General features: G+C 45.8%; 8 protein-coding genes. All 8 read left to right on the forward strand.

Going from position 1 to position 7,032, the window contains the following annotated elements:
- The 8 genes from atpB (at position 1) to JCM19039_RS19860 (ending at position 6,505) form a co-directional block, all read left to right on the forward strand.
- Complete coding sequence (gene atpB / locus JCM19039_RS19825; RefSeq protein WP_042430582.1) at positions 1 to 729, forward strand: F0F1 ATP synthase subunit A; 729 nt, start codon at positions 1 to 3, stop codon at positions 727 to 729.
- 100 nt (positions 730 to 829) lie between these two features.
- Positions 830 to 1,048 carry a F0F1 ATP synthase subunit C gene (atpE, locus tag JCM19039_RS19830; protein ID WP_042430586.1) on the forward strand — a complete coding sequence of 73 codons (219 nt, stop codon included), beginning with the start codon at positions 830 to 832 and terminating at the stop codon, positions 1,046 to 1,048.
- Positions 1,049 to 1,149: 101 nt separating this feature from the next.
- Positions 1,150 to 1,647, forward strand: a complete 498-nt coding sequence (atpF, locus tag JCM19039_RS19835; RefSeq protein ID WP_042430588.1) for a F0F1 ATP synthase subunit B — start codon at positions 1,150 to 1,152, stop codon at positions 1,645 to 1,647.
- Positions 1,644 to 2,189, forward strand: a complete 546-nt coding sequence (locus JCM19039_RS19840) for a F0F1 ATP synthase subunit delta (protein ID WP_042430591.1) — start codon at positions 1,644 to 1,646, stop codon at positions 2,187 to 2,189. Before atpF ends, JCM19039_RS19840 begins: the two co-directional genes overlap by 4 nt.
- Positions 2,190 to 2,207: 18 nt before the next feature.
- Positions 2,208 to 3,722, forward strand: a complete 1,515-nt coding sequence (atpA, locus tag JCM19039_RS19845) for a F0F1 ATP synthase subunit alpha (protein ID WP_042430594.1) — start codon at positions 2,208 to 2,210, stop codon at positions 3,720 to 3,722.
- A 35-nt stretch (positions 3,723 to 3,757) separates the two neighbouring features.
- Positions 3,758 to 4,630, forward strand: a complete 873-nt coding sequence (gene atpG / locus JCM19039_RS19850) for an ATP synthase F1 subunit gamma (protein WP_042403663.1) — start codon at positions 3,758 to 3,760, stop codon at positions 4,628 to 4,630.
- A gap of 42 nt (positions 4,631 to 4,672) precedes the next feature.
- On the forward strand, positions 4,673 to 6,082 hold the full coding sequence (gene atpD, locus JCM19039_RS19855) for a F0F1 ATP synthase subunit beta (RefSeq protein ID WP_042430597.1): 1,410 nt from the start codon (positions 4,673 to 4,675) through the stop codon (positions 6,080 to 6,082).
- Between the two features lie 27 nt (positions 6,083 to 6,109).
- On the forward strand, positions 6,110 to 6,505 hold the full coding sequence (locus tag JCM19039_RS19860) for a F0F1 ATP synthase subunit epsilon (RefSeq protein ID WP_042430600.1): 396 nt from the start codon (positions 6,110 to 6,112) through the stop codon (positions 6,503 to 6,505).
- The last annotated feature ends 527 nt before the right edge of the window (positions 6,506 to 7,032 follow it).

Here is a 7,032-nt window from a genome sequence, read left to right on the forward strand (position 1 = left end):
ATGGATGCACAATCAATTTATTGGACCCCCTTTGAACTTTTCGGAGCTCCGATTACGTTTAACGTTACAACAATGATAACGTTTTCGATCGCCGGATTAATCGTTTTTCTCTTTACGTTCTTAGGTGCAAAAAAGATGGCGATGAGACCTACAGGCTTACAAAACTTTATTGAGTGGGTCATCGACTTCTGTCGTGGGATCATTAAAGCGAACATGGATTGGAAAACCGGAGGCCGCTTTATTGCACTCGCCTACACTTTACTTTTCGTGATTTTCGTATCAAACATGATGGGGATCCCCTTTGAAATGGCGACGAACGACACACATAGCGTAATTTGGAAGTCGCCAACGTCAGATCCGTTCTTGACACTGACGTTAGCAGCATTTGTTGTTATTCTAACGCACATTTACGGGATTAAATTAAGAGGTACAAAAGAATACTCGTTGGATTATTTCCGTCCAAAGTGGTTCTTGTTCCCATTCAAAATCATTGAGGAATTTGCCAACACGCTCACGCTTGGTATGCGACTATTCGGTAACGTATTTGCCAAAGAGGTACTTATGCTGCTTATCGTAGGTCTTGGTACAGCAGGTATTGGGTGGGGAATAGCAATGTTTGCGCCAACAATGGTTTGGCAAGCGTTCGGAATCTTTATCGGTTCCTTACAAGCGTACATCTTTGCAATGCTTGCGATGGTTTACATGTCGCATAAGGTTGAGTCACATTAAAGACTGGAATAACGCCTGCTCACATTACTGAGCATGTTATCAATAGTACCCGGGGAGAAATTCCTCAAAACATTTAACTACATTAAAGGAGGATGTCATTATGCATCTTGGAATTGGATTAGCAGCTGGACTAGCAGCCGTCGGTGGAGCGATCGGTGTTGCAATTATCGTTAAAGCAGTACTTGAAGGGGTTGCACGTCAACCAGAACTACGTGGTTCACTACAAACGCTTATGTTTATCGGGATCCCACTTGCAGAGGCCGTTCCGATTATCGCAATCGTTGTATCAATCCTAATGCTTTTCGGCGTTGGTGCGTAAATTTAGGCAATGGTAAGAAGCTGATGGGATGGCGATGATGTTCTTCGATGAGGATCTTCGCCATTCCTTATGTATCATGTATTGCGAAAGGAGCGTAAACGATGGAGATACTCGGTGAAGGTATTGAGTGGGGCACGATAATATATTCTGTAGCTGCCTTTTCAGTATTAATGTTTGTTATCGGTAAGTTCGCCCTCAAACCGTTAATGGGTGTAATGGAAAAGCGCCAGAATCAAGTGAATGATGACCTTGATAATGCTGAGAAGAGCCGTGTTGAAGCAGAAAAATACTTGGAGCAACAACGCGAAGAGTTAAAAGCAGCGCGCGTTCAAGCGCAAGAAACGCTCGAGCAAGCGAGCAAGATGAGCGAACAACAATCACGTGAAGTCCTTGAGAATGCAAAGCAAGAGGCAGAGCGTATTAAAGAAGCAGCCGTTCAAGATATTGAACGTGAAAAAGAGCAAGCTCTTGAGTCCGTTCGTGATCAAGTCGCCAGCCTTTCTGTTGCAATTGCAACGAAAGTGATTGAAAAAGAATTGGATGAAAAAGAGCAGCAGAAATTGATCGACAGCTACCTTGAAGAGGTTGAAGCGAAATGAGTAACGTCGCCGTAGCCGGCCGTTATGGAAGTGCACTCTTTCAACTGGCGAAAGAAAAAGACGTATTAAAGCGCGTAAGTGAAGAACTAAACGTCGTTTCATCCGTCTTCGAATCGCTTCCAGAGCTTCAGTCGATCCTCGCTCATCCACGGATTACTAAGTCCGAAAAACGAGCTTTGCTTCAAGACGGGTTTTCTGACGCACACGATTTTGTGAAGAATACATTACTTGTTCTTGTTGATCGGGACCGTATTTCCGCATTATCAGAAGTGATTTCTGCGTATCATGCATTAGCAAACGAAGCGATGGGCGTCGAAAAAGCAACGATCTACTCCGTTCAGCCGTTATCAGAGGCAGAACAAAAGGCCGTTACAGATCGATTCCAGAAAAAAATCGGGGACCGCACACTAGATGCGGTAAACAAAACCGATAAAGATATGCTTGGCGGGTTAATCGTACGTATCGGTGACACCGTCTACGATGGCAGCGTACGCAATCAGCTGCAAAAACTCGAAAGAAAGATTGTTAGTGTAAATCGTTAATTGATAGGGGTGAACAATATGAGCATTAAACCTGATGAGATCAGTGCGCTGATCAAAGAACAGATTGAAAACTTTCAGTCGACAGTAGAAGCGAGCGAAGTCGGTACAATCACTCAAATTGGTGATGGTACAGCTCGTGTTCACGGCTTAGAGAATGCCAAAGCCGGAGAACTTCTTGAGTTCTCAAACGGTGTAATGGGTCTTGCTCAGAACCTAGAAGAAAACAACGTCGGTGTTGTTATTTTAGGACCATACGATCAAATTCGTGAAGGCGACCAAGTGAAACGTACAGGTCGTATTATGGAAGTACCTGTCGGTGAAGAACTTCTTGGCCGTGTCGTTAACCCACTCGGTCAACCGATTGATGGTCAAGGACCAGCAGGAACGGTAAAAACACGTCCAATTGAAGCGCAAGCTCCTGGTGTAATGGATCGTAAGTCCGTTGATGAGCCACTTCAAACAGGAATCAAGTCTATTGACTCAATGGTTCCAATCGGTCGTGGACAGCGTGAGTTAATTATCGGAGACCGCCAAACAGGTAAAACCCAAGTAGCGATCGATACGATTCTTAACCAAAAAGAAGAAGACGTTATTTGTATTTATGTTGCTATTGGTCAAAAGCAATCAACCGTTGTAGGTTTGACGGAGACTCTTCGTCAAAAAGGTGCGCTTGACTACACAATCATCGTTGCTGCCAACGCTTCAGACCCAGCACCACTTTTATACCTCGCACCATATGCAGGGGTATCAATGGGTGAGGAGTTCATGTACAACGGCAAGCACGTACTGATTATTTATGATGACCTTACAAAGCAAGCAGCGGCTTACCGTGAGCTTTCATTACTCCTTCGTCGTCCTCCAGGTCGTGAAGCTTATCCAGGGGATGTTTTCTACCTACATTCACGTCTACTTGAGCGTGCGGCAAAGCTAAGTGATGCTAAAGGTGGCGGCTCAATTACAGCCCTACCGTTTATCGAAACACAAGCGGGAGACATTTCTGCATACATTCCGACAAACGTAATTTCAATTACGGACGGACAGATCTTCTTGCAGTCTGACCTTTTCTACTCAGGTGTACGACCTGCCGTTAACGCAGGTAGTTCCGTATCACGTGTTGGTGGTTCAGCTCAGATTAAAGCGATGAAGAAAGTTGCCGGTACACTTCGTCTTGACCTCGCGTCATTCCGTGAACTTGAGTCTTTCTCACAGTTCGGTTCTGACTTAGATGAGTCAACGAAAGCGAAGCTTGGCCGTGGACAACGTACTGTTGAAATGCTAAAGCAAGACTTGAACTCACCACTTCCGGTAGAGAAGCAAGTTGCGATTATTTATTCTCTTGTTAACGGATTCCTTGATGATATCCCTGTTAGTGACGTTCTTCGCTTCGAAAAAGAATTGTTCACGTACATGGATAACAATGCTGTAGAACTTCTCAAAGGCATCCGCGAAACAGGTAACCTTCCTGATAAAGAAGAATTCGACGGCGTCATTTCTGAGTTTAAGAAGAACTTTAGTCCTTCAGACGCAGAGTAACGTTTTCGATTCAGTGAAAAGGTGGTGAGACGACAGTGGCTTCTTTACGTGAGATAAAGTCAAGAATTACTTCGACGAAGAAGACGAAGCAAACGACGAAAGCGATGCAAATGGTAGCGGCTTCTAAGCAGCGCCGTGCCCTAGCAAAAGCACAAGCTTATCAGCCGTATATGGAGAAAATCCAAGAGGTTGTAGGCAGTATCGCAACTGGCGACACGGACATTAGCCATCCAATGATGGAAAATCGTGAAGTGAAAAAGACAGGTTATGTAGTCATTACTTCTGACCAAGGTCTAGCCGGCGGTTATAATGCAAGTCTCATTCGTGATTTGACGAAGAAACTCAAAGAGCGACACAAGTCTACAGACGAATATACAATAATCATGGTTGGGAAAATTGGCCGTGACAACGCAAGACGACTCGGGCTGCCTGTAAGTGAGGTTGTAACTGAACTCTCTGATTCACCATCATTTGATGAGATCAAAACGATTACTCGTAAAGCGATTGGCATGTATGAGAACGAGGAAATTGATGAGCTGTACATGTGGTATAACCACTTTGTCAGTGCGATCCGTCAAGATGTGACAGAGAACAAATTATTGCCGCTTACTGACTTGGCTGAGGATCTTGGAGAAAATGCAAGTGCTACACCAAGCTATGAGTATGAACCAAACGAAGCAGTCATCTTAGAAGGCTTACTTCCACAATACGGAGAAAGCTTAATCTACGGTGCATTGCTTGATGCAAAAGCTGCTGAATTTGGTGCGAGAATGACCGCGATGAGTGCTGCATCCGATAATGCAGATAACCTCGTAGGGGAATTAACGCTCGTCTACAACCGTGCTCGTCAAGCAGCAATTACACAAGAAATTAATGAGATTGTTAGTGGGGCAAACGCTGCTAACTAATCGACTCTGAAATACAACAGGATTACAAAGGAGGTCAAAAGGATGAGCAAAGGAAACATCACTCAAGTGATGGGTCCAGTTGTTGACGTTCGCTTTAACAGTGGCGAACTTCCAGAACTCAACAACGCCTTACTTGTTGAACAAAAAGCATCTTCAGACAACGATGCTGACATTAGCGTTACACTTGAAGTCGCTCTCCACCTTGGTGATGATACGGTTCGTACCGTAGCCATGGGTTCAACAGACGGTCTTCAACGCGGAACGTCTGCAGTTGACACTGGAGCGCCAATCTCAGTACCTGTAGGTGAAGCAACACTTGGTCGTGTATTTAACGTAACAGGTGATGCGATTGACTTGGACGGGCCCGTTGCGGCTGACGTACCAAGAGATCCGATTCACCGTCAACCACCAGAGTTTGATGACATGACAACAAAGACGGAGATCCTTGAAACAGGAATCAAAGTTGTAGACTTACTTGCTCCTTATGTTAAGGGTGGTAAGATCGGTCTATTTGGTGGTGCGGGTGTAGGTAAAACCGTACTCATTCAAGAGCTCATTAACAACATCGCACAAGAGCACGGCGGTATTTCGGTATTCGCCGGTGTAGGTGAGCGTACACGTGAAGGTAACGACCTTTATCACGAAATGACGGACTCTGGCGTTATTAAGAAAACGGCCATGGTGTTCGGTCAGATGAACGAGCCGCCTGGTGCTCGTATGCGTGTTGCACTTACGGGTCTTACGATGGCGGAGCACTTCCGTGATCGTGAAGGCGCCGACGTACTTCTTTTCGTTGACAACATTTTCCGTTTTACACAAGCAGGTCAAGAGGTTTCCGCCCTTCTCGGACGTATGCCTTCAGCGGTAGGTTATCAGCCGACACTTGCAACAGAGATGGGTCAACTTCAAGAGCGTATCACATCAACGAAAAAAGGTTCAGTTACGTCAATCCAAGCGATTTACGTACCTGCCGATGACTATACGGATCCGGCTCCAGCAACGACATTTGCTCACTTGGATGCAACAACGAACCTTGAGCGTCGTCTTTCTGACATGGGTATCTACCCTGCCGTGGATCCACTTGCATCAACTTCACGCGCACTTTCTTCTGAAATTGTTGGTGAAGAGCACTACAGCGTTGCAATGCGCGTACAGCAAACACTTCAAAAGTATCGTGAACTTCAAGATATCATCGCCATCCTCGGTATGGACGAGCTATCTGAAGACGATAAACTTGTCGTAGCGCGTGCACGTCGTATTCAATTCTTCTTGTCTCAAAACTTCCACGTAGCTGAGCAATTTACAGGTATGCAAGGATCATACGTACCTGTTCAAGATACAGTTCGCGGATTTAAAGAGATTCTTGAAGGCAAGCACGATGACATCCCTGAGGATGCATTCCGACTTGTTGGTGGAATTGATAAAGTGGTTGAAAAAGCTCAAAATATGTAAACCCGTTGGTGAAGGAGGACGATTACTTTGAAAACGATCAATGTTAGCGTCGTTACCCCCGACGGGAGCGTATATGAAGACGATGTACGTATGATTTCTGCGAGAACGGAAGTCGGAGAAATTGGCGTGCTTCCCGGCCATATTCCGCTCGTTACCCCACTCATTATCGGTACAATACGTATGAAAAAAGATAATGGGGAAGACACGGTTTCTGTAAGCGGGGGCTTCATGGAAGTTCGCCCCGACAAAGTAACCATCTTAGCAGAATCTGCTGAGCGCCCAGAAGATATCGATCGAGCTCGTGCCGAACAATCGAAATCACGCGCAGAGCAGCGTCTAAGTAACGACAGCGATGTCGACAAAAAGCGTGCAAAGGCCTCGCTAAAACGAGCAGAAACTCGCCTAAGCATCGCTTCAAAATAAGAAAAACCCTGCCATTCGGCGGGGTTTTTCTTATTTTACATAAGTAGCAAAAATGTAACCCTACCTGTGAGGTTCCTTCGAATGCTAAAAGCAATTCGCTCGGTTGCAAAAATGTCTTCATATGTTTGCGCGCAGTGGAATCAGTCTAAGGGTATTTTTACCGAGTGGGGCAAGGGAGCGTGGTTCGCATTGTGCGCGCTAGTTTACACTTTCTGCGCTCAAGTTTGCTCATTTAACCGATTTTAGCACCGTTTTCACCAAACTTGCGCGCAGTTTGTTCCAACTGGAGCGCAAATTCGATGCCCATAACCGAGCAACCTGTCGGCCCCAGCGAGGCCGAACGCAAACCGGTCCCGGTTCGCGCGACCCGCGCCGACGTCTTGCTAGGTTTTTGGCTTGAAATGCAAAGGATGGTTCTCTGAACCCGTTGCCGCAGGGATGGTGGCACATGCGGGCAAGACGAACGACCGTTCTGCGCGCGAGTTTCCCCCATCTGCGCGCAAGATTGCTCTTTTAACCGATTTTAG

This window comes from Geomicrobium sp. JCM 19039 (genome assembly GCF_000698145.1).
Lineage (GTDB): Bacteria > Bacillota > Bacilli > Bacillales > Marinococcaceae > Geomicrobium_A.

Coding starts and splice junctions, on each gene's coding strand:
- atpB (WP_042430582.1), top strand. CDS start 1: ATGGATGCACAATCAATTTATTGGACCCCCTTTGAACTTTTCGGAGCT.
- atpE (WP_042430586.1), top strand. CDS start 830: ATGCATCTTGGAATTGGATTAGCAGCTGGACTAGCAGCCGTCGGTGGA.
- atpF (WP_042430588.1), top strand. CDS start 1,150: ATGGAGATACTCGGTGAAGGTATTGAGTGGGGCACGATAATATATTCT.
- JCM19039_RS19840 (WP_042430591.1), top strand. CDS start 1,644: ATGAGTAACGTCGCCGTAGCCGGCCGTTATGGAAGTGCACTCTTTCAA.
- atpA (WP_042430594.1), top strand. CDS start 2,208: ATGAGCATTAAACCTGATGAGATCAGTGCGCTGATCAAAGAACAGATT.
- atpD (WP_042430597.1), top strand. CDS start 4,673: ATGAGCAAAGGAAACATCACTCAAGTGATGGGTCCAGTTGTTGACGTT.